The 25764-nt window shown below is 70.3% G+C and carries 24 protein-coding genes and 1 tRNA gene; 19 read left to right on the top strand and 6 right to left on the bottom strand.

Translation table 11 applies throughout. The features are described from left to right. Positions 1-27 precede the first annotated feature (27 nt). The 8 genes from PZB77_RS14300 (at position 28) to PZB77_RS14265 (ending at position 8431) form a co-directional block, all read left to right on the top strand. Positions 28-348, top strand: a complete 321-nt coding sequence (locus PZB77_RS14300; protein WP_275492980.1) for a hypothetical protein — start codon at positions 28-30, stop codon at positions 346-348. 28 nt (positions 349-376) lie between these two features. Further along, on the top strand, positions 377-2506 hold the full coding sequence (locus PZB77_RS14295; protein ID WP_275492979.1) for an ATP-binding protein: 2130 nt from the start codon (positions 377-379) through the stop codon (positions 2504-2506). A gap of 224 nt (positions 2507-2730) precedes the next feature. Beyond that, positions 2731-3387 carry a hypothetical protein gene (locus tag PZB77_RS14290; protein WP_275492978.1) on the top strand — a complete coding sequence of 219 codons (657 nt, stop codon included), beginning with the start codon at positions 2731-2733 and terminating at the stop codon, positions 3385-3387. A gap of 85 nt (positions 3388-3472) precedes the next feature. Further along, positions 3473-4201, top strand: coding sequence for a DNA methylase (locus PZB77_RS14285; protein WP_275492977.1), 729 nt, complete (start codon positions 3473-3475; stop codon positions 4199-4201). Then, the gene (locus PZB77_RS14280; protein WP_275492976.1) at positions 4198-5034 is read left to right on the top strand and encodes a DNA primase; all 837 of its coding nucleotides are present in this window, start codon (positions 4198-4200) and stop codon (positions 5032-5034) included. Before PZB77_RS14285 ends, PZB77_RS14280 begins: the two co-directional genes overlap by 4 nt. Before the next feature lie 3 nt (positions 5035-5037). After that, positions 5038-6510: an ATP-binding protein gene (locus tag PZB77_RS14275; protein WP_275492975.1), complete on the top strand. Its 1473-nt coding sequence runs from the start codon at positions 5038-5040 to the stop codon at positions 6508-6510. A gap of 545 nt (positions 6511-7055) precedes the next feature. Further along, on the top strand, positions 7056-7265 hold the full coding sequence (locus PZB77_RS14270) for an excisionase family DNA-binding protein (protein ID WP_275496063.1): 210 nt from the start codon (positions 7056-7058) through the stop codon (positions 7263-7265). Further along, positions 7265-8431, top strand: coding sequence for a tyrosine-type recombinase/integrase (locus PZB77_RS14265; RefSeq protein ID WP_275492974.1), 1167 nt, complete (start codon positions 7265-7267; stop codon positions 8429-8431). The genes PZB77_RS14270 and PZB77_RS14265 overlap by 1 nt, the downstream gene beginning before the upstream one ends. Positions 8432-8503: 72 nt before the next feature. Here PZB77_RS14265 and PZB77_RS14260 read toward each other — a convergent pair. Continuing rightward, positions 8504-8574, bottom strand: a tRNA-Gly gene (locus PZB77_RS14260). A 262-nt stretch (positions 8575-8836) separates the two neighbouring features. Between PZB77_RS14260 and PZB77_RS14255 the strand changes: the two genes are divergently transcribed. The 3 genes from PZB77_RS14255 (at position 8837) to PZB77_RS14245 (ending at position 10597) form a co-directional block, all read left to right on the top strand. Continuing rightward, positions 8837-9073, top strand: coding sequence for a hypothetical protein (locus tag PZB77_RS14255; protein ID WP_275496292.1), 237 nt, complete (start codon positions 8837-8839; stop codon positions 9071-9073). Between the two features lie 312 nt (positions 9074-9385). Then, the gene (gene dcd, locus PZB77_RS14250; protein WP_275492973.1) at positions 9386-9961 is read left to right on the top strand and encodes a dCTP deaminase; all 576 of its coding nucleotides are present in this window, start codon (positions 9386-9388) and stop codon (positions 9959-9961) included. A 135-nt stretch (positions 9962-10096) separates the two neighbouring features. After that, the gene (locus PZB77_RS14245; RefSeq protein WP_275496062.1) at positions 10097-10597 is read left to right on the top strand and encodes a phosphoribosyltransferase; all 501 of its coding nucleotides are present in this window, start codon (positions 10097-10099) and stop codon (positions 10595-10597) included. Between the two features lie 104 nt (positions 10598-10701). Here PZB77_RS14245 and PZB77_RS14240 read toward each other — a convergent pair whose 3' ends face one another. From PZB77_RS14240 to PZB77_RS14230, 3 genes are all read right to left on the bottom strand, one after another. Continuing rightward, the gene (locus PZB77_RS14240; RefSeq protein ID WP_275492972.1) at positions 10702-11688 is read right to left on the bottom strand and encodes a Yip1 family protein; all 987 of its coding nucleotides are present in this window, start codon (positions 11686-11688) and stop codon (positions 10702-10704) included. Between the two features lie 232 nt (positions 11689-11920). After that, positions 11921-14176 carry a (Fe-S)-binding protein gene (locus PZB77_RS14235; RefSeq protein ID WP_275492971.1) on the bottom strand — a complete coding sequence of 752 codons (2256 nt, stop codon included), beginning with the start codon at positions 14174-14176 and terminating at the stop codon, positions 11921-11923. 82 nt (positions 14177-14258) lie between these two features. Beyond that, on the bottom strand, positions 14259-14813 hold the full coding sequence (locus tag PZB77_RS14230) for a sugar transferase (RefSeq protein ID WP_343299863.1): 555 nt from the start codon (positions 14811-14813) through the stop codon (positions 14259-14261). A 563-nt stretch (positions 14814-15376) separates the two neighbouring features. Here PZB77_RS14230 and dnaK point away from each other — a divergent pair. The 4 genes from dnaK (at position 15377) to PZB77_RS14210 (ending at position 19672) form a co-directional block, all read left to right on the top strand. After that, positions 15377-17227, top strand: a complete 1851-nt coding sequence (gene dnaK, locus PZB77_RS14225; protein WP_275492969.1) for a molecular chaperone DnaK — start codon at positions 15377-15379, stop codon at positions 17225-17227. After that, positions 17224-17862, top strand: coding sequence for a nucleotide exchange factor GrpE (grpE, locus tag PZB77_RS14220; RefSeq protein WP_275492968.1), 639 nt, complete (start codon positions 17224-17226; stop codon positions 17860-17862). The genes dnaK and grpE overlap by 4 nt, the downstream gene beginning before the upstream one ends. Positions 17863-18036: 174 nt before the next feature. Further along, positions 18037-19224: a molecular chaperone DnaJ gene (dnaJ, locus tag PZB77_RS14215; protein WP_275492967.1), complete on the top strand. Its 1188-nt coding sequence runs from the start codon at positions 18037-18039 to the stop codon at positions 19222-19224. Between the two features lies 1 nt (position 19225). Further along, positions 19226-19672: a helix-turn-helix domain-containing protein gene (locus PZB77_RS14210; RefSeq protein ID WP_275492966.1), complete on the top strand. Its 447-nt coding sequence runs from the start codon at positions 19226-19228 to the stop codon at positions 19670-19672. A 91-nt stretch (positions 19673-19763) separates the two neighbouring features. On the opposite strand, the gene PZB77_RS14205 is transcribed toward PZB77_RS14210, so the two are convergent. Continuing rightward, positions 19764-20747, bottom strand: a complete 984-nt coding sequence (locus tag PZB77_RS14205) for a helix-turn-helix transcriptional regulator (protein WP_275492965.1) — start codon at positions 20745-20747, stop codon at positions 19764-19766. Positions 20748-20888: 141 nt separating this feature from the next. Here PZB77_RS14205 and PZB77_RS14200 point away from each other — a divergent pair, with 141 nt between their 5' ends. Both PZB77_RS14200 and PZB77_RS14195 read left to right on the top strand, forming a co-directional pair. Next, the gene (locus PZB77_RS14200; RefSeq protein ID WP_275492964.1) at positions 20889-21293 is read left to right on the top strand and encodes a hypothetical protein; all 405 of its coding nucleotides are present in this window, start codon (positions 20889-20891) and stop codon (positions 21291-21293) included. Continuing rightward, entirely contained in the window at positions 21290-21610 is a 321-nt protein-coding gene (locus PZB77_RS14195) for a (2Fe-2S)-binding protein (protein ID WP_275492963.1), read from the top strand. The genes PZB77_RS14200 and PZB77_RS14195 overlap by 4 nt, the downstream gene beginning before the upstream one ends. 147 nt (positions 21611-21757) lie before the next feature. Here the strand turns inward: PZB77_RS14195 and PZB77_RS14190 are convergent, their stop codons facing one another. Next, positions 21758-22162 (bottom strand): TIGR03618 family F420-dependent PPOX class oxidoreductase, encoded by a 405-nt coding sequence (locus PZB77_RS14190; RefSeq protein ID WP_275492962.1) that lies wholly within the window; start codon positions 22160-22162, stop codon positions 21758-21760. Positions 22163-22337: 175 nt separating this feature from the next. On the opposite strand from PZB77_RS14190, the gene clpB reads away from it, so the two are divergent. Together clpB and PZB77_RS14180 are read left to right on the top strand one after the other, a co-directional pair. Further along, positions 22338-24974 (top strand): ATP-dependent chaperone ClpB, encoded by a 2637-nt coding sequence (gene clpB, locus PZB77_RS14185; protein ID WP_275492961.1) that lies wholly within the window; start codon positions 22338-22340, stop codon positions 24972-24974. A 197-nt stretch (positions 24975-25171) separates the two neighbouring features. Further along, positions 25172-25723, top strand: coding sequence for a YbjN domain-containing protein (locus PZB77_RS14180; RefSeq protein WP_275492960.1), 552 nt, complete (start codon positions 25172-25174; stop codon positions 25721-25723). Positions 25724-25764 lie beyond the last annotated feature (41 nt).

Here is a 25764-nt window from a genome sequence, read left to right as displayed (position 1 = left end):
GGACAGACCGGCCCCGGAGAGGACCCCGTGGAGAGCTACACCCCCGCCGAGAAGCGCGCCCGCAACCGCCTCTTCCTCAAGGGGCTCCGCCAGGCGACCGCCGACTGTGTGGACCCGCGCATCACGTCCCGGATCGCGGAGATCGACCGGTCCGCCGCCGAGCGCGGCGCCCGCGAACTCCGGGCCCTGCACGACCTGCGGGCCGACGCCCGCATCGCCCTCGCCAAGGCCAAGGCGACCGAGCGCAGTGCGCCCCGCGCGGAGCGGGCGGCGGCCCGGCAGGCCCGCAAGGACGCCGAACAGCGCGTCCGGCTCGCCGAGCGGGCCGTGAACCGCGCCGAGAACTGACCCCCTTCCACCTGCAAGGAGAGGCAGCATGTCCGCGAACACCGAGAACGTCATCCATCTGTTCAAGGAAGACCCGCCCGCCCCCGCCCCCACGCCCGTGCCCGCCCCGGTCGTGAGCCTGGCCCCGGCCCCGCCGGTCGCCCCGGTGCGGTTGTTCCGCCGTACCGGCCGCAAGGTGGCCGGTGCGGTCCGGGACGAGCGGACCCGCACCGCCGGCCGCATGGTCGTGCGGCACGGGTCGTACGTCGTCGGGGGCAGTCGGATTGTGGTCCGGCGGGCGTGGGACGGGCGGACCGGTGCCCGCTACGAACGCATGCTCCGGGCCGCCGAAGCGGTCGGGAACTATGAAGCCGCGGGCGAGTGGGAGGAACGCCTGCACCGCTTCCGCTCCGACCGGCACAAGCGGCGCATGGATCTGCTGGCCTCCCCTGAAAAGGTCGTCAAGGGTGCCGCGTTCGCGGCCGGTGGCGGGGTCGGGACGCTGATCCTGATCGGAGTGGCGCTGGCCATCGCGAACAAGGACGCCACGGATGTGGTCACGCCGTTGATGGCGTTCATCGACCTCATCCGGCTTCTCGTCGTCATCACCACCGTGGTGTGGGGGCCGCTCGTCGCCGCCGCCCCATGGGTGGCGCTCGCCGGGGTGTGGGCCGTCGGACGCCACCGTGGAGCCGCACCCGCATGGGCACTCCCCACCGGGCGGTCCGAGGACGCCGGCGCGCCGATCACCCCGTCCATCGTCGTCTTGGCGCTGCGGGACCTCGGCATCGCCCCGCTGCGCACGGCCATCAAGGAGATGGGCGACTCCGGGGCCGCGATGCTCGGACCGATCCGGATCGCCGGATGCGGCGTCGAAGTCGACGTCACCCTGCCGTCCGGGGTGTCGACCAACGAGGTCCAGGGCCGCCGGCGCAAGCTCGCGGAGAACCTGGCGCGGCATGAGCACGAGGTGTTCATCACCATCCCGACCGCCGCCCGCACGGTCCGGCTGTGGATCGCGGACAGCGGGGCGTTGGACGAGCCGATCGGGCCGTCCCCGCTCACCACCGACCCCGACATGACCGCGAACTACAAGACCGGCAAAGCCCCGTGGGGACAGGACCTGCGCGGGGATGCCGCCGCTCTGAGCGTCTACCAGCGCCACTTGCTCATCACGGGCCTGTCCAACCAGGGCAAGACGGCCGCGCTCCGAGCGCTGGCGCTGTGGCTGGCGCTGGACCCGTCGGTGGAGTTCCGGTTGGCGGACCTCAAGGGGGCCGGGGACTGGGCCATGTTCGACGGCCTTGCCACCGTCCTGATCCAGGGCCCGACCGATGACCACGTCATCGACGCCACCGAAATGCTCGAAGGTGGCGTCACCGAGATGGAGCGCCGGTTGCAGGCGCCGCCCGGCACGGTGTTCCCGCCGCTGGTCCTGCTGGTCGATGAGGCGCAGGTGGCGTTCATGTGCCCGGTCGTGGACGCCGAGAAGCGCCCCTACGGCGGGTCCAAGGCCACCAGCCGGTACTTCATGGCCGCCCGGAAAATCCACAACCAGGGCAGGGCCGTGAACGTGACTCTGTGGCAGGGCACGCAGGACCCCACCGACCAGAACTTGCCCAAGCTGGTGAGGGAGGGCGCGCACACCCGTGCGTCGCTCGCGCTGGGCACCGAGTCGCAGGCCCGTATGGCGCTCGGGGACAAGGCCGTCGACGGCGGGGCCGCCCCGAACCTGCTGCGTCCGGGGCTCGACAAGGGGACGCTGGTCGTCGCGTCGGACGGGATCACGATCCCGTCCGGGCAGGCGTCCATCACCGTCCGCACCCATTTCATCGACACCGAGACCGCCGGCCAGATCACCGCGCGGGCGCGGGCGATGCGCGACGGGGTCACCACCCTCCACGTCATCGAGCACGGCGAGGACCGTGACCCGCTCGCCGACATCGCGACCGTGATCGGGACGACGAACCGCGTGCTGACGCAGAACGTCCTCCAGCGGCTCGCGGTCCTGTCGGAGGACGCGTACGGGAGCTGGACGCACGCCGACCTCAAGCGGGTCCTCGACGGCACCGGGGCCGAGCCCTACAAGTCCGACGGCCGGATGGTCGTCGGCCGTGAGCGCGTCGCACGCGCCCTCACCAACCGGGGCGACGAAGGTTCCGCTTCTGTCGCCCGGTAGAGGGAGGCGCACCCCCGGCGGGGCAGGGAGGCAGGGAGAACTCCCTCACCCCCTCCCTGACCTGCCTCCCTGCCACTGACCTGCACAAATGATGTTCAGGGAGTCAGGGAGGCACCGCAGGTCAGACCCCTGAAACCCCCTCCACGGCCAACCCGGAGGGGGGTGGTTCCGGCTCCCTGTCCACCGCCAACACTCCGTTCCGCTTCGGAAGGAAACACCCCTTCATGACCACGCCCAACGCTCCCTGGTTCGAGTCGCTGGCCGCCAGCGTCGCCACCCTCACCGCCGCCGCCCGCGAGGCCCAAGCCGCCTGCCGGGCCGCCGAGACCGCCGCCGAGCAGTACGCCGCCGGGCGGCTGCGGACCCTGCCCGGCACCGTCACCGTGACCGGCACCCACCCCTACCCGACCAACCTCCACACCCGCATCCTCGACGGCATCCACCGGTCCCACACCGCGCACCTGGCCACCATGCGCGAGCTGTTCGAGGAGACCGCCAAGGTCTACGCCTACAGCGTCGCCGACGCCCTCCACGCCGTCCTCGACGGCGAGCAGCCGACCACCGCCACCTACACCCTCGACACCACCGGCCGCTTCACCGCCCCGCACGGGGTCGGGCCCGTCCCGCCGGGCGTCGGGAACGCGCTGGACGGGTGGCCGGACGCCGACCGGTTCGAGCGCGCCCGCCAGGCGTTCGAGCGGTCCGTCACCGCCCGCCGCACCCTGCGCACCGGAGACATCAACGGCCTGGCCGAGACCGGTGAACTGCTGACCCTCTGGGACGACGACCACGCCCACCCCGACCGCGCCACCGCCTACGGACAGATCGCCGTCGCCGCTCTGTGCTTCGTCTGCTTCCGCGCCACCGCCAACCGCCTGTAGCTACGCCGACGGCGGCCCCCTCTCACGCCAATGATCTGGGGCCGCCGTCGTCCACCAGCCCTCACGAGAACTGGAGACCTCCAGCATGACTCAACTTGTCCCGATCCGGCGAGAGGCCGATCACCGGCACCTGCTGCTGGATCTGTTCTGCTGCGCCGGCGGCGCGGCCATGGGCTACCACCGGGCGGGGTTCCGGGTGGTCGGCGTGGACATCGCCGCGCGCCCGAACTACCCGTTCACGTTCGTCCGGGCCGACGCCCTCACCCACCTCGCCGCGCTCATCGCCTCCGGGGAGATCCGGCAGTACGCGGCGGTGCACGCGTCGCCGCCGTGCCAGGCCGGATGCGCGCTCACCGTCGGCACGAACGAATCGCAGGGTTGGGGCGGCGTGCACGAAGACCTCGTGGCGCCGACCCGCGAACTCCTCGAAGCGACCGGCCTGCCCTACGTCATGGAGCAGCCCAACGGCCGGGCGAAGATCCGCAAAGACCTGCGGCTGTGCGGTGAGATGTTCGGCCTCGACGTGCTGCGCCACCGCAACTTCGAGCTGGGCGGCGGGTGGACCGTTCCGCAGCCCGCCCACCGGAAGCACCGGGGCTACGTCCGGGGCTACCGGCACGGCGTCTACCGCGACGGCCCGTACGTCGCCGCGTACGGAGAGGGCGGCGGGAAGGCCACCATCCCGGAGATGCAGCGGGCCATGGGCATCACCTGGACCGACGTGCGGCAGGAACTGACCGAGGCGATCCCGCCCGCCTACTCGGAGCTGATCGGGTCCGCCCTGATCGTCTCCGCTCGGGCGGTGGCGGCATGAGTGCCTTGCTCAGCACCGCCCTCGACCTCGCCGCCCGAACGGTGCCGACGCTCCCGCTGCGGGCCGGGAAGGTCCCGTTCGGGAACTGCCGCACCTGCCGGGACAACGCGTGCGGCGGCCGGCCGGTCATGCTGGCCGCCGGGCCGTGCGCATGCCCCGGCGTCTGCCACGGCTGGGCCGCCGCCACCACCGACCCCCACACCCTCACCTCACCCCCGTGGGCACGGGCATGGGCGCAGGCGCAGGCCGTCGCCTACCACCCCGGCGGGGCCGGGCTCACCATCGTGGACCTCGACAACGCCGACGCCGTCACCTGGGCCCGGCAGCACCTGCCCGCCACCCGCACCGTGCCCACCACGCGGGGCGAGCACTGGATCTACCGGGGCGCGATGCAGTCCGCGAACGCCGTACGCCCCGGCGTCGACATCAAATCGTCCATGTCGTACGCCCGGTGGTTGGGCCCCGGTACCGGCACCATGACCGGCCTGCCCGACACTGTGCGCGCCCTGACGGTCAAGGCACCCGCGCCGGCCCCGGTCGTGCGGCCGGTCGGCGTCCCCACGGGTGCTGGGGGCGGGGTATGCCGTCACCGCACGCTGGCCTACCTGAACCGTGGCATCGCCATGGCCGAGCAGCAGATCACCGACGCCACCAGCGGCGTGCACGCGACGGTGTACCGGACGTTCCTCGCGGTGCTGTCCGCCCACGGCCGGTGCGGGTGCCTCACCGACGCCCACGCCGGGCGGCTGTTCGCCGCCGCGCAGGCCAAGGGCGAGAGCGTCCGACACTGCACCGACGCGTGGACCAACGCCCGTACGGCATTGGGGATGTGAGTCATGTCCGAGGACGAGAAGACTCCGGCGCGTGAGGTCATCACCGAGTACGCGCAGTCGCACTTCCGGTACTTCCGCACCACGGAGGGCACCGTCTACGCCCAGCGGATCGGGCACCCCGTGGCCCGCCCGATCCGCTCCCAGGGCACGACCGGGAGCCACCGGCAGGAACTCATGGTCGACCTCTTCAACGACGGGGTCGGCGTCTTCAACGGAACGTCGCTCAAGGAGGCGTTGGACTTGATCGAAGCACTCGCGCTGAGCCAGGGCGTGCAGCCCACGCACATCCGGGTCGCCCCCGGTTTCGACGGGGCGACGTGGCTGGACCTCGGGCGCGACGACGGGCAGTCCGTCCGCATCCACCCCAACGGCTGGGACATCCGCGTCCCGGACCCGCGTGAGGTGTGCTGGCGGCGCACCCAGCTCACCGGCGAACTCCCGATGCCCGCACGGGACACCAACGGCAAGGGCATTGACCAGTTGATGCGGCTGACGAACTTCGCCAACGCCGACACCGAGAGTCTGGCCCTGGCCTGGCTCATCGGCTGCCTCGGCCCCTCCGTCCCCGTCCCGGCCCCGTTCCTCACCGGCCCGCAGGGCGCGGGGAAGTCCACGGCCGGCCGGATGCTCGTGCGGATCATCGAGGGCATGACCGGCGACCTGCGCCGGGCACCGAAGGACGAAGAGAACCTGATCACCGCCGTCGCCGCCGGTTGGGTCACGGCCCTGGACAACCTGTCCCACCTGGCCCCGGACCTGTCCGACCTCATGTGCTGCATCGTCACCGGGGCCGAGAGCATCAAGCGCGCCCTGTTCAGCGACGGGGACGTCGTCCGCTCCCGTTACCGCCGCCCGCTCCTGCTGACCGGTATCGACGTCGGCGTCATCCGGCCCGACCTCGCTGAACGTCTCCTGCCGCTGCGGCTGGAACGCCCGAGCGTGCGTCGGACCGAAGCGGAGCTGTGGCGGGAGTTCGAAGCGGCCCTGCCGGTCATCCTCGGCTCTCTCCTCGACCTGACGGTCAAGGTGCGGGCGACCGAGGCCGACATCCCGAGCGACCTGCGGATGGCGGACTTCGCGCACCTGTGCGCGCAGATCGACGCCGCGAACGGGTTCGGCACGCTGCCCGCCTACCGCAGCAGCCTGGACGAGCTGAACGACGACGTCATCGAAGGTGACCTGCTCGCGCAGACCGTCCTCAAGCACGCCGCCAGCCTCGCCCCCGGCACCGAGACGCGGATGACGTCCTCAGAGTGGCTGCACCTCCTGAGCGGCCTCTACAGCGGCGACGACTGCCGCCCGCTGCCCAAAGGGTGGCCCACGACCGGGAAAGTGCTCTCGGACCGCCTCAAGCGCCTTCAACCCACCCTCGGTGCCCGAGGCGTCCTCGTTGACTGGGGGCGCACCAAGGAGGGCCGGTACGTCGAAATGACCCGCCGCCCGGCCCCGTCGCCCCACGAGCAGCAGACGCTCTGACCCGCAGCGGCGACCGGGGGATGGACAAGCAAGAGGAGCACCAGTCGCCATGGCGCGGCTGGTGCTCCTCTTGTTGTTCGGCGGAACGCCGCCCAATGGTCGCGCCGCGAAGCGGCTCCCCACTTCACGCCTTGAGCAGCACCACACCACAACAGACACCCCCTTCTCTTTTCTTAAGAAAGAGAAAGCTGCGTCACCCGCGTCACCACAAGGCCCAATACCGCCCCTGAACTGCGGCGATCCAGGTGACGCAGAACGGCTTCTGCTGCGTCACCCCGCGTCACCTGCGTCACCCCGCACCACCCCATGACGCACGCCTGCGTCACCGATGACGCACTCCCAACCCTCTGCGTCACCACATAACCGCAGGTCAGGGGCCAAGAGTGACGCGGATGACGTGGTGACGCAGAAATCACAGCCTCGGACACATGCGGGCGCGTTTCGCAGTCCGCCCGCCTCGAATCCCAGGGAGCCAGTCGATGAGCAACCTTGCTCACCCTGCCCGGCGACTCGCCGCCGTTGCCTCTGTGCCCAGACCTGGGCCACTGGAAGAGACCTACCTGAACGTTCGGGCCCTCGCCAAGTTGCTGGGGACCACCGAGCGGTTTCCGCGTCGTCTCGTTGCTGAGCGACGCATCCGGTACCTGAAGGTCGGTACCCACGTGCGCTTCCCGGCGAGTGCCGTCGAAGAGTTCCTGGCCGCCAACACCGTTGAACCGATCCGGCCGCGTCGCCGCATGAGGAAGGCTGCTTGATGGCCAAGCGCAAGAAGAACGTGAAGAAGATGACGATGCGTCGGTTCGGTGCCGTCAGGCAGTACCGCTCCGGCCGCTGGACCGCCTCCTACCTGGACCCGACAGGGGAGCGACGCCGGGCGCCGGAGACCTTCGAGACGCAGACCGAGGCCGAGATCTGGCTCTCGCAGGTCGAAGCGGACATGACCCGTAACGCGTGGCGGGACCCCGACGCCGGCGCGGTGAACTTTGAGGAGTACGCGACGAAGTGGGTGGTGGAAAGGGGTGTCGCGCCCCTCACGGAGGAGCTGTATAACCGGCTGCTCAGGCTTCATCTCGTTCCCACGTTCGGCGCGTTCGACCTGGACGAGATCACCCCACCGCGGGTACGGGAGTGGCGGGCGGAGCGCCTTGCCGCCACGGGTGCCACGACCGTCGCGAAGTCCTACCGGCTGCTGAAAGCGATCCTGGAGACCGCGACCGACGATGAACTGATTCGCCGGAACCCGTGCCGCATTCGCGGTGCCGGCAAGGAGGTCTCGCAGTCGGGCCAGGTGGCGACCGTCGCCCAGGTGGACGCACTCGCGGACGCCATCGGCATCCGGTGGCGCTTGATGGTCTACCTCGGGGCCTACGGGCCCATGAGGCCGGAGGAGCAGGCAGAGCTTCGGCGGAAGGACGTGGACGTGGACAACGTCACCGTCGTCGTGCGGAAGGCCGCTCCGGAGCTGGCCACGGGCAAGCGTGCCGAGGGGCCGACGAAGTCGGAGGCCGGGAAGCGCGTGGTTGTCCTGCCGGACTTCCTGCGGAAGGACCTTCAGCGGCACATGGACTGGTACGCGGAGAAGGGCCCGGACGGACTGCTGTTCGTCGGGGAGAAGGGAAAGCCCTTCCGCCGCTCCACCTTCGGGCGAAAGTGGCGCAAGGCGCGGATCACGGTCGGCCTCCCGGAGAACTTCCGCTTCTACGACCTCCGGCACACCGGCCACACCCTCTCGACACGATCGGGGGCCACGCTCAAGGACACGATGGTGCGCGCCGGCCAATCGACGGAGAAAGCCGCCCTGATCTATCAGCACTCCGACCACGAGCGTCAGAAGGAGGTGGCGGGCGGGCTGGACCGGATGGTGCGCAAGGCCCGCGACAAGGCGCGCGAGGAGCACGAGAAGGGGTCAGGTGGTGCGTAGGTGGTGCAAGGCGCTTAGGGAGGTCTAGACAACGACGAACCCCCAGGTCGATGACCTGGGGGTTCGTGAAAGAGCGGGTGACGAGAATCGAACTCGCGCTCTGAGCTTGGGAAGCTCATGTTCTACCATTAAACTACACCCGCAGCGCGCACCGATGATCGGCTGTGCATGCTCGCACACTGTACCTCATGGCAGGGCCCCGGCGAATGCGCCGAGGGCCCTGCCGTCGTTTCGCGGGGCTTGTCCCGTGTGTCGCGGGGCGGGTGGAGCGGTCGGGGTGACGGGGGCGCGGTGGGCGGGAGTTGGGGGCGTAGGTTGGGGCGGAGCGGCGTGGGGAGCGAGTCCTGTTCATCCTCTAATGTGTGGCTTTGTCGTTCGAGGCCGGTTGGTTGAGGAAGGGACTTGATGCAGTCGATGGAGTCGAAGAAAACGGTGGAGCTGCAGGCGTCGATGGAGCCGTTGACGACGGTGGAGACGCTGGAGCACACCGTTGTCCGCTGTGCCGAGGGCCACGTGTTCGCCACCTCGTCGTTCCCGATGCAGCAGCTCGGGTCCGACCGGATCGGGCCCGGCCGGCTCATCCGGTGCCCGCGGTGCGCGCGGTTGAGGAGCTCGGTCCCGGTGGTGGCGCTCCGGCGGTAGGGGAGAGCGTTGGATCAGGGCGCCGCGGCGGTGGCGACGAGCTTCGGACGGTGCTGCCTTGGTGGTAGAGGTCAGCGCCGGATGAGTGGGCGACGCCCGCAGTGGTGACCGCCGGAAGGAGCCGCGCCTCCGGCCATGGTGACCGCCGGAGGGGACGGCGCCGCCGGCAGCGGTGGCCTTCGGGAGCGACGGCGCCGGTGACCGCCGGGCCGGCGTCGTAAGCGGTGGCGGGGGCCGTCTCCCGTGGTGGGGGCAGGGGCGTGGGTGCGGTCCGAGTGGGGCGGGCCCGCGCGTCCTGCGTATCCTCGGATCGTGCTTCTCTCTGACAAAGACCTCCGGAACGAGATCGACAGCGGTCGGGTCCGTATCGACCCGTTCGACCCGTCGATGGTTCAGCCTTCGAGCATCGATGTGCGGCTCGACCGCTACTTCCGGGTGTTCGAGAACCACCGCTACCCCCACATCGACCCGGCCGTCGAGCAGCCGGACCTGACCCGGACGGTCGAGCCGGAGGGGGACGAGCCGTTCATCCTGCACCCCGGGGAGTTCGTGCTGGCGTCGACGTACGAGACGATCACGCTGCCGGACGACCTGGCGTCGCGGCTGGAGGGCAAGAGTTCGCTCGGGCGGCTCGGGCTGGTGACGCACTCCACCGCCGGGTTCATCGACCCCGGATTCTCGGGGCACGTCACGCTGGAGCTGTCGAACCTCGCGACGCTGCCGATAAAGCTGTGGCCGGGGATGAAGATCGGCCAGCTGTGCATGTTCCGGCTGACCTCGCCCGCCGAGTTCCCCTACGGTTCGGAGCGGTACGGCTCCCGATACCAGGGGCAGCGCGGCCCGACGGCGTCGCGTTCGTACCTGAACTTCCACCGGACCCAGGTCTGACACCAGACATGGGCACGGGCACGGGCACGGGCACGGGCCCCGGATCCAAGGCCCAGGACCGGGCCCAAGGGCACAGGGCCCAGGCACGCGACACACGGCACGGGCACGAAGGACGCGCGGAGGACGGGCATGGGAATGGCTGCTCAGGAGCGGGAGAACCTGACCTACGAGGGTTTCGGGCTCGCGGTGCGTGAGCTCGCCCAGGCGGTCGCCGACGACGGGTTCGAGCCCGACGTGGTGCTGAGCATCGCGCGGGGCGGGGTGTTCGTGGCCGGCGGGCTGGCGTACGCGCTGGACTGCAAGAACATCCACCTGGTCAACGTGGAGTTCTACACCGGGGTGGGCACCACCCTGGAGATGCCGGTCATGCTGGCACCCGTGCCGAACGTCGTGGACTTCACGCGCAAGAGGGTCCTGATCGCCGACGACGTCGCCGACACCGGCAAGACGCTGAAGCTGGTCCGCGACTTCTGCCTGGACCACGTCGCCGAGGTGCGCAGCGCGGTGATCTACGAGAAGCCGCAGTCGCTCGTGGAGTGCGAGTACGTGTGGAAGAAGACCGATCGGTGGATCAACTTCCCGTGGAGCGTCGAGAAGCCCGTCGTGCGCCGTACGGGACAGGTTTTCGATTCCTGAGAGCCCGCTCGACCCCATGACGAAGGCCCGGACCGCTTCTCCCGTTCGATCGGGGAGCACGGTCCGGGCCTTCGTCATGACGGTCGTACGCGGCGCGCTGCCGCTCAGATCGTGCCGAGCTTGAGGATGGAGAGCAGGCCGATCAGCTGGATCGCGGAGGCACCCAGGGCCTTGGGCCAGGGCAGGTCGTGCGACTTGCTCACCATGGAGGTGAAGAGTGCTCCGGCGGCCAGCAGGGTGATCCAGCCGACGATCTGGACCAGCGAGTTCTCGCCGCCCAGGAAGAGGGCGAAGAGCAGTCGGGGGGCGTCCGTGATCGACATGATCAGCATGGAGAGGCCCACGGTGGGCTGCCAGGCGCCGTCGCCGCCGAGCTGGCGGGCCACGGTGTGGGTGACCGCGCCGAGGACCAGGCCGCCGACGACGAAGCCGACGCCGGTGAAGAGGACGTACGGGACGGCCGTGGAGATGGTGGCGTTGATGGCCTCTTCGCGGGCCTGGTCGAAGCCGAACAGCGCCAGCAGCCCGTAGACGAAGGTGACGATCAGGGCGGGGCCCCAGACGGGGTAGTCCCGCATCTGCCAGAACGTCGCGCCCGGCCGCAGCACGATCCCCGACAGCAGGTCCTTCCAGCCCAGGCGCGGGCCGGACGGGTGGGCCGGCGCGTGGCCGCCCTGGTAGGTGCTGCCGTCGGTGTACGGCTCCTCGCCGACGCTGAATGCCTGGGTGTGGCCAGGGTTGTTCGCGTACGGGTCCTGGCGCGAGGCCTCCTGGTACGGGTCGCCGAAGTACTCCGGCTCCCCGTGACCGCCGGGCTGCTGCTGCCCGCGTCCCTCGTAGCCGCGGGGCGCGTTGCCGTAACCGTTGCCGGGGACGCCGCCGTTGCCCGGGCCGCCGCCGTACGGGGTTGCGCGGGGCGCTCCGTACTGCGGTGGGGCGGGGTCGCCACCTCCCTGCGGCCACTGCTGAGCGCCGTACGGCGGCTGTGGTGCCTGCCCTCCGTACGGCTGCCGCTGCTGCGGTTGCCCCGTTCGCTGCGGTTGTTGCGGGGTGCGGTTGTCCCGGCCGCGTCCGATCCTGAATCCAGCCACGTGATCGAACGTACCTGGTCCTGGGGGTGCCCGGTGGGGTGGCGGGGGGACCGGGACGGCTTTGCGGCTGAGCTGTGACATCCCGTACGGGATGACGGGCCCTACCCGTACGGGTGAATTCCGGGCGCCGGAACGAGAGAAGCGGCCGGTCCTGCCCCCGAGGCAGGTCCGACCGCTTCCGTCCGGTGCGGTGGTGCGGTGGTGCGGCGTGCGCGTGATGCGGGCGGGTGCGTTACGCGGCGGGCTCCGGCTCCGGCTGGGGTTCGGGCTCCGGCTCGACGGGCTTCTTCACGGACTCCAGGAGGAGTTGCGAGACGTCGACGACCTGGATCGACTCCTTCGCCTTGCCGTCGTTCTTCTTGCCGTTGACCGAGTCGGTCAGCATGACGAGGCAGAACGGGCAGGCCGTCGAGACGATGTCCGGGTTGAGGGAGAGGGCCTCGTCGACACGCTCGTTGTTGATGCGCTTGCCGATCCGCTCCTCCATCCACATCCGCGCGCCGCCGGCGCCGCAGCAGAAGCCGCGCTCCTTGTGGCGGTGCATCTCCTCGTTCCGCAGGCCCGGAACGCTCTTGATGATCTCGCGCGGCGGTGTGTAGACCTTGTTGTGACGGCCCAGGTAGCAGGGGTCGTGATAGGTGATCAGGCCCTCGACCGGGGTCACCGGCACGAGCTTGCCCTCGTCCACCAGGTGCTGGAGCAGCTGCGTGTGGTGGATGACCTCGTACTCGCCGCCGAGCTGCGGGTACTCGTTGGCGATCGTGTTGAAGCAGTGCGGGCAGGTGGCGACGATCTTCTTCGTCGCCTTCGCCTTCCTGGTCGAGTCGTCCTCGTCATCTTCGCCGAACGCCATGTTCAGCATCGCGACGTTCTCCTGGCCGAGCTGCTGGAACAGCGGCTCGTTGCCGAGGCGGCGGGCGGAGTCACCGGTGCACTTCTCGTCGCCGCCCATGATCGCGAACTTCACGCCCGCGATGTGGAGCAGCTCGGCGAAGGCCTTGGTGGTCTTCTTCGCCCGGTCCTCCAGGGCGCCGGCGCAGCCGACCCAGTAGAGGTAGTCGACCTCGGTGAGGTCCTCGACGTCCTTGCCGACGATCGGGACCTCGAAGTCGACCTCCTTGGTCCACTCGACGCGCTGCTTCTTGGCGAGCCCCCAGGGGTTGCCCTTCTTCTCCAGGTTCTTGAGCATCGTGCCCGCCTCGGACGGGAACGCGGACTCGATCATCACCTGGTAGCGGCGCATGTCGACGATGTGGTCGACGTGCTCGATGTCGACCGGGCACTGCTCGACGCAGGCGCCGCAGGTCGTGCAGGACCAGAGGACGTCCGGGTCGATGACGCCGTTCTCCTCCGCGGTGCCGATCAGCGGGCGCTCGGCCTCGGCGAGAGCGGCGGCCGGGACGTCCTTGAGCTGCTCCTCGGTCGCCTTCTCGTTGCCTTCCATGTCCTTGCCGCCGCCGGCCAGCAGGTACGGCGCCTTGGCGTGCGCGTGGTCGCGCAGCGACATGATGAGAAGCTTCGGAGAGAGCGGCTTGCCGGTGTTCCAGGCGGGGCACTGCGACTGGCAGCGACCGCACTCGGTGCACGTGGAGAAGTCGAGGATGCCCTTCCAGGAGAACTGCTCGACCTGGGAGACGCCGAAGACGTCGTCCTCGCCCGGGTCCTCGAAGTCGATCTCCTTGCCGCCGCTGGTCATCGGCTTGAGCTCGCCGAGCGCGACGGCGCCGTCCGCGTTCCGCTTGAACCAGATGTTCGGGAAGGCGAGGAAACGGTGCCAGGCGACGCCCATGTTGGTGTTCAGGCCCACCGTGATCGCCCAGCCCATGGTGACGCCGAGCTTGATCATCGCGGTGAGGTAGACGAGGTTCTGCAGTGTGGCCGGGCTCAGGCCCCTGAAGGCGGCGACCAGGGGATACGAGGCGAAGTACGCGGCCTCGTAACCGTCCACGTGGTGCAGCGCGCCCTCGAGCCCGCGCAGGGTCATGATCGCGAGGCCGATGAGGAGGATGACCGCCTCGACGAAGTACGCCTGGCCCATCTTGGACCCCGCGAAGCGGGACTTGCGGCCCGGGCGGGACGGCAGGTTCAGCTGGCGGATCACGATGAGGACCAGGATGCCCAGGGTCGTCGCGAGGGCGATGAACTCCGTGTAGACCTCGTACGGCAGCCAGCCGCCGAGGACCGGGAGCACCCAGTCGGCCTTGAACAGCTGTCCGTACGCCGTGACGATGGTCAGTCCCAGCGTCAGGAAGCCGACGGCGACGAACCAGTGCGCGACGCCGACGATGCCCCACCGGTTCATCCGGGTGTGGCCCACGAACTCCTTGGCCAGGGTGATCGTGCGGTTCTTGGGGTCGTCGGTGCGGCTGCCCGCGGGGACCGGCTGTCCGAGGCGGACGAACCGGTAGATCTGCGCGACGGCTCGGGAAACGAGCGCAACGCCGACCACGGTCAGCACCAGCGACACGATGATCGCGGCGAGTTGCATGTAAGGGCTCCTCGGGCCTGCGAGGGTGGGATGGTGGCACTACTAAGCAGTAACTTAATCAGTCTGTGCTGACACTATCCACTTATTCCGGCGGGCTGTAGCCGGGCAGGCGGTGATCTGTGTCGCTCAGGCTCCCCTTGGCCCCCCGGGTTCGCCGGCGGAGGGTCGCGCGCACAGGAGTGTGCACGGATTCGGCAAGAATTGCCAGGTCGAGCCTGATTCGCTGGATTTGGGTACCTGCCCGGCACCGGGCCTGGGCGTAGTGCAGGTCGAGCAGCGCGGCCTCGTCCCAGGGCATCCGGGACCGGGCGCGCACCTGCGCGAGCCCCGTCAGGCCCGGGCGCACCTCCAGCCGCCACCGACGTGGCCCACCGTGCTGGAGCCGGGGATCGTCCGGTGCGAGCGGCGCCGGGCCGACGAGCGACAGCTCACCCCGTACGACGTGCGCCAGCCGGGAGAACGCGTCGAGCCGGAGCACCCGCGTGCGCAGGGAGTACAGGACGAACGGGCGGCCGCCGAGCCCGGCCACGGTGCGCCGGTCGAGCACCCGGCCGGGACCGTGCCACACGGCGAGGGCGCAGGCGGCGACCGCCAGCGCGGGTGCCGCCAGGAGCAGCAGGGCCGAGCCGAGAACCACGTCCGGCAGACGTTCGGCCCACCCGTCGGAGGGCAGGGGGAGCGCCGGCGCGGGCGCGGGGGGCCGCCGCGCGCCGGCCGGTGGGGCGAGTCCGCCGCGCGGAGCCGGCCGGACCGGCTGGAGTGACTGCCACCACGCGCCGCCGCCCTGTCGGTAGCGCCGTTGCCTCGCGTTCCGCATCGCGACCGCCCGGGGTTCGGAGTTCGGTGGGATCCGGGCCGGTGCGTTTTGACCGGCTCACGGCATTTTGTGACAGAACAATCCCACGGTGCGATGGTGGGACGGGGGGTGTGGCGCGCGGCGCGGTGCGCGTGTCTCGCCGCAGGGGCGGCGCGGGTGTGAGAGGGCGCCCACCGGGGCGGACTGTGCGCTCCGGGTGGCTGCGGGTCGGAACAGTGAGGGTGGGCCGGTGTCGATGCCCGCTCCGAGCTGCGCTTTTACCGTCCGGCGCGTATAAGCGTCACTTAAGTTGAGTCGAATCGACTCAGGTCCGTTGACTCTGGGACGGAAGTCGTGCATCCTTGAGTCAGATCCGCTCAAGTAGTACTTCAGGAGGAATCGAAATGGCACGTGCGGTCGGCATCGACCTGGGCACGACTAACTCCGTCGTCAGCGTTCTCGAAGGCGGCGAGCCCACCGTCATCACCAACGCCGAAGGCGCCAGGACCACGCCGTCCGTCGTCGCCTTCGCGAAGAACGGCGAGGTGCTCGTCGGCGAGGTGGCCAAGCGTCAGGCCGTCACCAACGTCGACAGGACCATCCGCTCCGTCAAGCGCCACATGGGCACTGACTGGAAGATCGACCTCGACGGCAAGTCCTTCAACCCGCAGCAGATGAGCGCCTTCATCCTGCAGAAGCTGAAGCGCGACGCCGAGGCGTACCTGGGCGAGAAGGTGACCGACGCGGTCATCACCGTCCCGGCGTACTTCAACGACTCCGAGCGTCAGGCGACGAAGGAGGCCGGTGAGATCGCGGGCCTCAACGTCCTGCGCATCGTCAACGAGCCGACCGCCGCCGCGCTGGCGTACGGCCTCGACAAGGACGACCAGACGATCCTCGTCTTCGACCTCGGTGGCGGCACCTTCGACGTGTCGCTCCTGGAGATCGGTGACGGCGTCGTCGAGGTGAAGGCCACCAACGGTGACAACCACCTCGGTGGTGACGACTGGGACCAGCGCGTCGTCGACCACCTGGTGAAGGTGTTCGCCAACGGCCACGGTGTGGACCTGTCCAAGGACAAGATGGCTCTCCAGCGTCTGCGCGAAGCCGCGGAGAAGGCGAAGATCGAGCTCTCGTCCTCGACCGAGACCACGATCAACCTCCCCTACATCACGGCGTCCGCCGAGGGCCCGCTGCACCTGGACGAGAAGCTCACGCGCTCGCAGTTCCAGCAGCTGACCGCCGACCTGCTGGACCGGTGCAAGAGCCCGTTCCACAACGTCATCAAGGACGCGGGCATCGCGCTCTCCGAGATCGACCACGTCGTTCTCGTCGGTGGCTCGACCCGTATGCCGGCCGTCGCGGAGCTCGTCAAGGAGCTGACCGGTGGCCAGGACGCCAACAAGGGCGTGAACCCGGACGAGGTCGTCGCCATCGGCGCCTCGCTCCAGGCCGGTGTCCTGAAGGGTGAGGTCAAGGACGTCCTGCTCCTCGACGTCACCCCGCTGTCCCTCGGTATCGAGACCAAGGGCGGCATCATGACCAAGCTCATCGAGCGGAACACGACGATCCCGACCAAGCGGTCCGAGATCTTCACCACCGCCGAGGACAACCAGCCCTCCGTGCAGATCCAGGTCTACCAGGGCGAGCGCGAGATCGCGGCGTACAACAAGAAGCTCGGGATGTTCGAGCTGACGGGCCTGCCGCCGGCCCCGCGCGGCGTGCCGCAGATCGAGGTCACCTTCGACATCGACGCCAACGGCATCATGCACGTCGGAGCCAAGGACCTCGGCACCGGCAAGGAGCAGAAGATGACCGTCACCGGTGGCTCCTCGCTGCCGAAGGACGAGGTCAACCGGATGCGTGAAGAGGCCGAGCAGTACGCCGACGAGGACCACCGTCGCCGCGAGGCCGCCGAGACGCGCAACCAGGGCGAGCAGCTCGTCTACCAGACGGAGAAGTTCCTCAAGGACAACGAGGACAAGGTCCCCGGCGACGTCAAGACGGAGGTGGAGACCGCGCTCGGCGAGCTGAAGGAGAAGCTCAAGGGCGAGGACACCGCCGAGATCCGTACGGCCACCGAGAAGGTCGCCGCCGTCTCGCAGAAGCTGGGCCAGGCGATGTACGCCAACGCCCAGGCCGACGGTGCGGCCGCCGGTGAGCCCGGTGCCGAGCAGGCCCGTCCGGCCGACGACGACGTCGTCGACGCCGAGATCGTGGACGACGAGAAGGACAGCAAGGGCGGTGCGGTGTGACGGAGGAGACCCCGGGCTTCGAGGAGGAGCCCGACGTCCCTTCCGGCGCCACCTCCGACGACGCCGAGCCGAAGGCCGCCTCCGAGGAGGCGGCCCCGGCCGGGGACGCTGACCAGACCGCAGGCCTGACCGCGCAGCTGGACCAGGTACGCACGGCGCTCTCCGAGCGCACGGCGGACCTCCAGCGCCTCCAGGCCGAGTACCAGAACTACCGTCGCCGCGTCGAGCGGGACCGGGTCACGGTCAAGGAGATCGCCTCGGCGAACCTCCTGACCGAGCTCCTCCCCGTCCTCGACGACGTGGGCCGGGCCCGCGAGCACGGCGAGCTCGTCGGCGGCTTCAAGTCGGTGGCCGACAACCTGGAGTCGATCGTCACCAAGCTGGGTCTCCAGCAGTTCGGCGAGGAGGGCGAGCCCTTCGACCCGACGATCCACGAAGCCCTGATGCACAGCTACGCACCGGACGTCACGGAGACGACCTGCGTGGCGATCCTGCAGCCGGGGTACCGCTTCGGCGAGCGCACCATCCGCCCCGCGCGGGTCGCCGTGGCGGAGCCGCAGCCGGGCGCCACGCCCGCGGCGGCGAAGGAAGAGAAGGCAGACGACGAGGAGAGCGGTGGACCTACGGAGGTCTGACATCACGTCGGACCACCAGGTCGCACACCGACCGGCCGGGCGGCCGGCCCCAGGGCCGGCCGCCAGGGCCTTTCGCAGGGACCGGTGCGGACCGGGGAGCGACAGCGTTCCCCGTGAGCCGGACATGCTGTACGCGAGAGGCCGCCGGCCGATCGTCCGGAAGGAGGGACGTCGATGAGCACGAAGGACTTCGTCGAGAAGGACTACTACAAGGTCCTCGGCGTCCCGAAGGACGCCACCGACGCGGAGATCAAGAAGGCGTACCGGAAGCTCGCCCGCGAGTTCCACCCGGACGCCAACAAGGGCGACACCAAGGCCGAGGAGCGCTTCAAGGAGATCTCCGAGGCGAACGACGTCCTCGGGGACGCCAAGCGGCGCAAGGAGTACGACGAGGCCCGCGCCCTCTTCGGCAACGGCGGGTTCCGGCCCGGTCCCGGTGCCGGGGGCGGTTTCTCCAACTTCGACCTGGGCGACCTCTTCGGCGGCGCCCCGGGCGGCGCCGGCCAGGGGGCCGGCGGGTTCGGCGGCGGAGGCGGCCTCGGCGACGTGTTCGGCGGGCTGTTCAACCGGGGCGGCGGCACCGGTACCCGGGTGCAGCCGCGCCGGGGCCAGGACATCGAGACCGAGGTGACGCTCAGCTTCACCGAGGCGGTCGACGGGGCCACGGTCCCGCTGCGGATGTCCAGCCAGGCGCCCTGCAAGGCGTGCTCCGGCACCGGTGACAAGAACGGCACCCCGCGGGTCTGCCCGACCTGCGTCGGTACCGGACAGGTCTCGCGCGGCAGTGGGGGCGGCTTCTCACTCACCGACCCCTGCGTGGACTGCAAGGGCCGCGGTCTGATCGCGGAGAACCCCTGCGAGGTCTGCAAGGGCAGCGGACGCGCCAAGTCCGCCCGCACCATGCAGGTCCGCATCCCGGCGGGCGTCTCGGACGGGCAGCGCATCCGGCTGCGCGGCAAGGGCGGCCAGGGCGAGCGCGGCGGTCCGGCCGGCGACCTCTACGTCGCCGTCCACGTCCACGCGCACCCGGTCTTCGGCCGCAAGGGCGACAACCTCACGGTCACCGTGCCCGTCACCTTCCCGGAGGCGGCGCTCGGCGGCGAGGTGAAGGTGCCCACCCTCGGTGGGCCCCCCGTCACCCTCAAGATCCCCGCGGGGACACCGAACGGGCGTACGATGCGCGCCCGTGGCAAGGGAGCCGTGCGCAAGGACGGCACCCGGGGAGACCTGCTCGTCACCGTGGAGGTCGCGGTCCCCACCGAACTGGGCGACGAAGCCAGAGAAGCGCTGGAGGCCTACCGCACGGCGACCGCGGTCCAGGACCCGCGGGCCGACCTGTTCCAGGCCGCGAAGGGAGCTTGAGATGGAAGGCCGCAGACGTAACCCGTACGAGCTGACCGACGAGTCACCGGTGTACGTGATCTCGATCGCGGCCCAGCTCTCGGGCCTGCACCCGCAGACACTGCGCCAGTACGACCGCCTCGGCCTGGTCTCCCCGGACCGCACGGCCGGACGGGGCCGGCGCTACTCCTCCCGCGACATCGAGCTGCTGCGCACCGTGCAGCAGCTGTCGCAGGACGAGGGCATCAACCTGGCCGGTATCAAGCGCATCATCGAGCTGGAGAACCAGGTCGCCGCGCTCCAGCAGCGCGTCGCCGAGCTCTCCGACGCGGTGGACGGCGCGGCGGTCGCCATGCGGCAGCGCGAGGCCCAGGTCCACGCCTCCTACCGGCGCGACCTCGTGCCGTACCAGGACCCGCGGCAGACCAGCGCGCTCGTGGTCTGGCGGCCCAAGCGGCCGAAGGAGTGACGCCGGACGGGCCGTAGGTCCGTCTCCCGTGCAGGGGCCCGCCCAACCGGTCGATCCGGGGGGCGGGCCTCTCGTCATGTGCGACCCGCTGTCAGGAGTCCCTGGTGAGGATGCCCGACTGGGCGATCAGGTAGCCGAGTTGGGCGCGGCTGCTGCTGCCCAGGGTGGCGGCGAGTTTGGCGATGTGCGCCCGGCAGGTCCGTACGTTCATCCCGAGCCGACGCGCGATCGAGTCGTCCACGTGCCCCTCCACGAGGAGTTGGGCGATGGAGCGCTGGACGGCGCTGATGCCGTCCGGCGTGGGCTCGTACCGGACCTCCTCCAGGAGCGGGGTGGCATGGGCCCAGAACTTCTCGAAGACCGACGCGAGATAGGCGACCAGCCCCGGGTGGCGGAGTTCCAGGGCGACTTGGCGGTCGTCCTGCGCCGGGATGAAGGCGACGGTGTCGTCGAAGATGATGAGGCGCTCGATGAGCTCCTCGGACGTCCTGATCTCGACGTTCACGTCGGCGATGCGTTCCGCGTAGGCCAGGGTGCTGGGGCTGTAGCGGACGGTGTGCTGGTACAGGGTGCGCATGCGGATGCCGCGGTGGACGACGGAGAGGCCGCGTTCCAGCGCCTTTCCCAGCCGGTCCTCGTTCCTTCCGCCCCCCGGCTGGACGGTGAGGACCTCGGTGCGGCACTCTGCGGTGGCGACGTCCAGGGCGTCGTTGATCCGGTTCCTGCCCTCCAGCACGGTGATGGCGTGGGTGGCGGGCGGGCCCTGCGCGCTGATGTCCAGGAAGGGCTCGAAGGACTGGGCGAGGAGGGCCGAGAGCTGCCGGCGCTCCTGTATCTCGCGCTCCACCGGGTTCACGTGCTGCGCGAGCGCGGTGGACGGCGGTACCGGTCGCAACCAGTCGGGGTCGTCGGGGTCGGCGTGCAACAGGGCGAACTCCATCAGGCACGGAGCCGGTTCGACCTCGTACCGTGCGATGCGTCCGGAGCGCAGCGCACCCGAGTAGAGACGCCTTCCTTCCTCACACAGTTCGGTGATCCCGTGAGGATGTGTCGTTTTTGTGTCCCTTGTGATCATTTCTACACCCCCCAGGTTCCTGAACATGCAAGAACATGATGCATCGACTCTGTGGTGTTCACAGGGTCGCGTGAGACATCGTCTTAGCAGCGGGGGGAGATGAATCCACAAGTGAGGACGAAGCCGACTATGGATAAGCGAATGCTTCGCTCGGTGCTTGCCGCCTCGTTCGTCGCGGCCCTGGGTCTTGGGCTGGTGCAAGCGGGCGACATCGGCTGGAACGGTGAGGCAGCTGCTGTCCCGGGGGACATTGGCTGGAGCAGCGAGGCTTCGGCGACGCCCGGCGACATCGGCTGGGTGACGCCCGACAAGACGCAGCGCGACATCGGCTGGGCCGTCCAGGCTTCGGCGACGTCCGGTGACATCGGCTGGGTGGCGCCGGACAGGACGCGGGGCGACATCGGCTGGGTGGCGCCCGACAAGGCGCGGGGCGACATCGGCTGGGCCGTCCAGGCTTCGGCGACGCCCGGTGACATCGGCTGGGTGGCCCCCGACAAGACGCGGGGCGACATCGGCTGGTCGGCCCCGGCTTCCGTAGACGCATGACCACCCCGCCGGACGACCGGATCTTCCGGCGAGAGATGGCTTCGGCCTATCGCTCAGGGTGGCACTTCGTGGATCTGCTCACCGCCCTGCCGGGCCCGGGTGACTCGCTCATGGTCACCCTGCTCGGTGAGCCCGTGGTCGTCGTGATGGAGGAGGGCGAGGAGATCCGCGCCTACCGCTGTCTGCGCCGGCCGCGCGGCGCCCCGCAGCCCGTCCGCTGCGCCGTGAGGTACGGCATGATCTTCGTCAATCTGGACCAGCGCGACCACGAACTGTTCGACCCCGAGACCATCTCCGCCACCCCCCGAAGCGCCTGAGCGATCCCCCGAACCACCACATCGCTCACGCGCTTTCCCCCACACAGCGGCGCCACCGTGACCTGACACGGTGGCGCCGCTGTGCTTGTGCCCGGTGGTGTGCGGAGTCCTGCCCCGCCCCCGCCCCGCCCGGTTCCGCCCGCGGGGTCAGGCCCGGCCGAGGGCCCGGTCCAGCGCGATCTCGATGACGACGCGGGTCGGGTTGACCCTCGGGCGGCGCCCGTACCGCTCCTCGTAACGGCGCTCGGCGTCCTCGACGACCTCCCGTTCGGTCCGGATCGTCGCGCGGCCCTCCAGCGTCGCCCAGCGGGCGCGGTGCGCCTGGCAGACGGCGACCCGCGCCCCCTCGGGCCCCGCCGCCCGTACATGGGCGACCTTGCGGCTCCCCCCGTCCGTGATCACCCGGGCCACCCCCTCCTCGGGGTCGTAGGTCACGCCCACCGGCACGACGTGCGGGGTGCCGTCCGGGCGGAGGGTGGTCAGGGTGCAGAGGTGGTACTCCCGCCAGAAGGCGAGGTACTCGGGGCTGGGATTGCGTACGTCGACGGCCATGGGCGAAGCGTATGCAGGCGGCGCGCCGCGCCGCCGCCCGGTGGCGGCCGCGGTGGCCGCGCGCGTCGTGGTTCGGCCTTGAGTGGAATAGACTCAACTTTACGCACGTTGAGGGAAGCAAGGACCGGGCGACGAGCCCGGGCAGGACGCGATCGTCGAGGAGGAGACAGCGCACGTGGACGCCGAGCTGACCAACAAGAGCAGGGACGCCCTCACCGCGGCCACCGGCAGGGCCGTGAAGGACGGACACCCCGACCTGACCCCCGCACACCTGCTGCTCGCGCTGCTCGCGGGCGAGGACAACGAGAACATCATCGATCTGCTGGCCGCGACGGAGGCCGACCAGGCCGCCGTCCGCACCCGGACCGAGCAACTGCTCGCCGCGCTGCCCAGCGTCACCGGTTCCACCGTGGCACCGCCGCAGCCCAACCGCGAGTTGCTCGCCGTGGTCGAGGACGCCGCGCGGCGCGCCAAGGACCTCGGCGACGAGTACGTCTCCACCGAGCACCTGCTGATCGCGGTCGCCGAGAAGGGCGGCCGGGCCGGTGAGATCCTCGGTGCGCAGGGAGCCGGCGCGAAGAAGCTGCTGGCCGCGTTCGAGAAGAGCAGGGGAGGACGACGGGTGACCACACCGGACCCGGAGGGCCAGTACAAGGCCCTGGAGAAGTTCGGTACGGACTTCACGGCGGCGGCCCGCGAGGGCAAGCTCGACCCGGTCATCGGCCGGGACCAGGAGATCCGCCGCGTCGTACAGGTGCTGTCCCGCCGTACGAAGAACAACCCGGTCCTCATCGGGGAGCCCGGCGTCGGCAAGACCGCCGTGGTCGAAGGGCTCGCCCAGCGCATCGTCAAGGGCGACGTGCCCGAGTCGCTGCGCGACAAGCGGCTCGTCTCCCTCGACCTCGGGGCGATGGTCGCGGGCGCGAAGTACCGGGGCGAGTTCGAGGAGCGGCTGAAGACCGTCCTCTCCGAGATCAAGGAGAGCGACGGCCGGGTCATCACCTTCATCGACGAGCTGCACACGGTCGTCGGCGCCGGAGCCGGCGGCGACTCCGCCATGGACGCGGGCAACATGCTCAAGCCCATGCTGGCCCGCGGCGAGCTCCGGATGGTCGGCGCGACCACGCTCGACGAGTACCGCGAGCGCATCGAGAAGGACCCCGCCCTGGAACGCCGCTTCCAGCAGGTCCTGGTCGCCGAGCCCAGCGTCGAGGACACCATCGCGATCCTGCGCGGACTTAAGGGGCGCTACGAGGCCCACCACAAGGTCTCCATCGCGGACGCCGCGCTGGTGGCCGCCGCGACCCTGTCCGACCGCTACATCACCTCCCGCTTCCTCCCGGACAAGGCGATCGACCTCGTCGACGAGGCCGCCTCCCGGCTGCGCATGGAGATCGACTCCTCGCCCGTCGAGATCGACGAACTGCAGCGCGTCGTGGACCGCTTCCACATGGAAGAGCTGGCGCTCAAGAACGAGACCGACCCCGCCTCCCGGCAGCGGCTGGAGAAGCTCCGCCGCGACCTCGCCGACAAGGAGGAGGAGCTGCGCGGCCTCACCGCCCGCTGGGAGAAGGAGAAGCAGGGCCTCAACCGGGTCGGCGAGCTGAAGGAACGCCTCGACGACCTGCGCGGCCAAGCCGAACGCGCCCAGCGCGACGGCGACTTCGACACCGCCTCCCAGCTCCTCTACGGCGAGATCCCCGGGCTGGAACGCGAACTGGAGGAGGCCACCGAGGCCGAACAGGTCGCCGCCGAGACGCCGAAGGAGACTCTGGTCAAGGACGAGGTCGGCTCCGACGACATCGCCGACGTGGTCGGCGCCTGGACGGGCATTCCGGCCGGACGCCTGCTGGAGGGCGAGACGCAGAAGCTGCTGCGGATGGAGGACGAGCTCGGCAGGCGCCTGATCGGCCAGACCGAGGCCGTCCGCGCGGTGTCGGACGCGGTACGCCGGACCCGGGCCGGCATCGCCGACCCCGACCGGCCGACCGGATCGTTCCTCTTCCTCGGCCCCACCGGCGTCGGCAAGACGGAGCTGGCGAAGGCGCTGGCGGACTTCCTCTTCGACGACGAACGCGCCATGGTCCGCATCGACATGAGCGAGTACAGCGAGAAGCACAGCGTCGCGCGGCTGGTCGGCGCCCCGCCCGGGTACGTCGGCTACGAGGAGGGCGGCCAGCTCACGGAGGCGGTCCGCCGCCGCCCCTACAGCGTCGTGCTGCTCGACGAGGTGGAGAAGGCCCACCCCGAGGTCTTCGACATCCTGCTCCAGGTCCTCGACGACGGCCGGCTCACGGACGGCCAGGGCCGGACGGTGGACTTCCGCAACACCATCCTGATCCTGACCTCCAACCTCGGCAGCCAGTTCCTGGTCGACCCGCTGATCAAGCCCGAGGTGAAGAAGGAGCGGGTGCTGGAGGTCGTACGCGCCTCGTTCAAGCCGGAGTTCCTGAACCGGCTGGACGACCTGGTCGTCTTCTCCGCGCTCAGCGGCGACGAGCTGGCCCACATCGCGGGGCTCCAGATCGACCGCCTCGCCGAGCGGCTCGCCCAGCGCAGGCTCACCCTCGACGTCACCCCGGCCGCGCTGGCCTGGCTCGCCGAGAAGGGCAACGACCCGGCCTACGGCGCCCGGCCGCTGCGCCGCCTCATCCAGACGGCGATCGGCGACCGGCTCGCCCGGGAGATCCTCGCGGGCGAGGTCACGGACGGCGACACCGTACGGGTGGACGTGTCCGGCGGCGACGTGGGCGCCGGGGCGGCCGGTGACGGCGGCGGCGACGCCGGGCTGACCGTGGGCGCGGTGCGCTGACGGCGGCGGGCCGTCACCCCGTACGACGAAGGGCCGAGGGGTACGAGGACGGGGACGGGGGCGTGCGAGGGCGGCGTCCCCGTCCGGGTGCGACGGTCCGATCCTGTCCGCCGGCAGCGGATCGAGCCCGCCGGGGGTTGCCATCCCCCGCCCGCCATGGGGGAGGATGGCGTACAACCGCACGAAGGGAAATAACGGTGAGCATCGATCCGTCCTCGATTCCTAATTTCGGGGGCCAGCCCGAACCGCAGGCCGCAGGACCGGAGGGCCCCGTCGTCCCTGACCAGGACCTCGTCAAGCAGCTCCTGGAGCAGATGGAGCTCAAGTTCGTCGTCGACGACGAGGGCGACCTCGCGGCGCCGTGGGAAGAGTTCCGCACGTACTTCATGTTCCGGGGCGAGGCCGACCAGCAGGTCTTCTCGGTGCGGACGTTCTACGACCGCCCGCACGACCTGGACCAGCGAGCCGTCCTGCTGGACGCCATCGACGACTGGAACCGCCGGACCCTGTGGCCCAAGGTCTACACGCACGCCCACGAGGGCGAGGAGGGCGAGGCCGGTTCGGTCCGCCTGATCGGTGAGGCGCAGATGCTCATCGGCACCGGCGTCGCCCTGGAGCACTTCGTGTCCTCCACGGTGAGCTGGGTCCGCGCCTCCATCGAGTTCGACAAGTGGCTCGTCGAGCGCCTCGGCCTCGCGCCGGCCGGGGAGAAGCCCGCCGGGTCCGAGGGCGACACCCCCGGGGCCTGATCCGCCTCGCACCGCGGGCCGCACCCGTACGGCGCGCCCGC

Origin of the sequence: Streptomyces sp. AM 2-1-1 (genome assembly GCF_029167645.1) — a bacterium.
In the GTDB taxonomy this organism is placed as follows: domain Bacteria; phylum Actinomycetota; class Actinomycetes; order Streptomycetales; family Streptomycetaceae; genus Streptomyces.
The sequence above is the reverse complement of the archived record's forward strand: the minus strand, read 5'-3'. Positions and strand labels throughout refer to the sequence as shown.

Coding starts and splice junctions, on each gene's coding strand:
- PZB77_RS14295 (WP_275492979.1), top strand. CDS start 377: ATGTCCGCGAACACCGAGAACGTCATCCATCTGTTCAAGGAAGACCCG.
- PZB77_RS14290 (WP_275492978.1), top strand. CDS start 2,731: ATGACCACGCCCAACGCTCCCTGGTTCGAGTCGCTGGCCGCCAGCGTC.
- PZB77_RS14285 (WP_275492977.1), top strand. CDS start 3,473: ATGACTCAACTTGTCCCGATCCGGCGAGAGGCCGATCACCGGCACCTG.
- PZB77_RS14280 (WP_275492976.1), top strand. CDS start 4,198: ATGAGTGCCTTGCTCAGCACCGCCCTCGACCTCGCCGCCCGAACGGTG.
- PZB77_RS14275 (WP_275492975.1), top strand. CDS start 5,038: ATGTCCGAGGACGAGAAGACTCCGGCGCGTGAGGTCATCACCGAGTAC.
- PZB77_RS14265 (WP_275492974.1), top strand. CDS start 7,265: ATGGCCAAGCGCAAGAAGAACGTGAAGAAGATGACGATGCGTCGGTTC.
- PZB77_RS14255 (WP_275496292.1), top strand. CDS start 8,837: ATGCAGTCGATGGAGTCGAAGAAAACGGTGGAGCTGCAGGCGTCGATG.
- PZB77_RS14245 (WP_275496062.1), top strand. CDS start 10,097: ATGGCTGCTCAGGAGCGGGAGAACCTGACCTACGAGGGTTTCGGGCTC.
- PZB77_RS14235 (WP_275492971.1), bottom strand. CDS start 14,176: ATGCAACTCGCCGCGATCATCGTGTCGCTGGTGCTGACCGTGGTCGGC.
- dnaK (WP_275492969.1), top strand. CDS start 15,377: ATGGCACGTGCGGTCGGCATCGACCTGGGCACGACTAACTCCGTCGTC.
- dnaJ (WP_275492967.1), top strand. CDS start 18,037: ATGAGCACGAAGGACTTCGTCGAGAAGGACTACTACAAGGTCCTCGGC.
- PZB77_RS14210 (WP_275492966.1), top strand. CDS start 19,226: ATGGAAGGCCGCAGACGTAACCCGTACGAGCTGACCGACGAGTCACCG.
- PZB77_RS14205 (WP_275492965.1), bottom strand. CDS start 20,747: ATGATCACAAGGGACACAAAAACGACACATCCTCACGGGATCACCGAA.
- PZB77_RS14200 (WP_275492964.1), top strand. CDS start 20,889: ATGCTTCGCTCGGTGCTTGCCGCCTCGTTCGTCGCGGCCCTGGGTCTT.
- PZB77_RS14195 (WP_275492963.1), top strand. CDS start 21,290: ATGACCACCCCGCCGGACGACCGGATCTTCCGGCGAGAGATGGCTTCG.
- PZB77_RS14190 (WP_275492962.1), bottom strand. CDS start 22,162: ATGGCCGTCGACGTACGCAATCCCAGCCCCGAGTACCTCGCCTTCTGG.